Here is a 1278-nt window from a genome sequence, read left to right on the forward strand (position 1 = left end):
TTTCCCCCTTATGATGGGTTCGCGGCAGCGCCAAGCGGTTGGGTTGGCGCGGCGCTGCGGCGAACCAGTTTCCTGTGCTTGTGGTCGATGAAGCCGAGCGGATGGGCATGGAAGCGCACCGCCCATTGGCCGTTCTCAGTCTCTTCGATGGCAATCGGCTCGCCTGCCAGCGTGGCCGAGACGTAGATCTCTGCGCCCTGCCATTTGACGGCGCCGTTCTGGCGCACGCTGCGCACCGCCGCCTCGGCCGGATAGTCCGGCTCGGGGATCGTCTTAGGCATGGGACGGGTCGAGGGAAGGTAATGCTGCGCCGGGGTGCCCATGCCAAGCGCCTCGTGCGGGCGCTCCTCATTGTAGCTGCGCCGGAAGGCCTCGAAAGCCTGAGCTTGAGCCGCCCTGTCGGCCTCCGGTGCCTTGGCCATCGGCAGCATGGTCAGGTGGAAGCGCTCATGGCGCCCGTTCTGCTGCGGCTTGCCCGGCTGGATGCGCTCAAGAGCGATGCCAAGCTTGATGAAGCGCGCCGCAAGCGGCGTCAGACCCGTGACGCCAGGCGATGCGAAGGGTGGGCCATTGTCGCTTCTGAACCGATCCGGCAGCCCATGCTCTTCAAACAGGCGCTCAAACACCGGCCAGGCCTCGGCGTCCGCCGTCGAACCCGTCGCTTCGAGCGCCAGAAGATAGCGGCACGCCCCATCCATCACCGTCAGCGGCTCGCAGCGCCACCCGTCGCCAGTCCGGAACCAGCCCTTGTGATCGCCCGTCCACAGCGCGTTCGGCCCCTCGGGCTCCGGCCATGGACCGTTGCCGGCCGCCTTCCAGCGCCTGCGCTTACGCCCCACAAGTCCATGCCGCTTCAGGATCTCACCGGCCGTCGAGACCGCAGGCCAACCGCAGCAGGGCTCCGCACGCTTCAGCCGGGCCATGATCTTCTTGGGCCCCCACAGCGGATGCGCTTCCTTCTCCGCCACGATCCGCTCCACCAGCTCCGCTGCCGTTGCCCGGCCGTGCTCGAGCGGCGCCCGCGGCAGATCATGCAGGCCTTCCGGCCCGAACTCCCGGTAGCGTCCAAGCCATTTGTACCCGGTCTTGCGCGAGATCTCGAAGGCAGTACACAGCTGCGTCATCGTCTCCTCGCCAGAAAGGCATTCCACAACAAACCGAAGCCGCTCATCCATGATGCCAGTCTCTCGCCAAACCATCGCCGGTCCTCCCGGCGGACAAGAAAACTGTCACCCATCTAATCAGTCCATTCTGTTACCTATCTATCCGGTTCGGACA

The 1278-nt window shown here is 65.7% G+C and carries 1 protein-coding gene; it reads right to left on the reverse strand.

Translation table 11 applies throughout. The features are described from left to right. Positions 1-8 precede the first annotated feature (8 nt). Positions 9-1199: an integrase core domain-containing protein gene (locus EN750_RS34830; RefSeq protein ID WP_127399311.1), complete on the reverse strand. Its 1191-nt coding sequence runs from the start codon at positions 1197-1199 to the stop codon at positions 9-11. Between the last annotated feature and the right edge of the window lie 79 nt (positions 1200-1278).

The organism is Mesorhizobium sp. M7A.F.Ca.ET.027.03.2.1 (genome assembly GCF_003999175.1).
GTDB lineage: Bacteria > Pseudomonadota > Alphaproteobacteria > Rhizobiales > Rhizobiaceae > Mesorhizobium.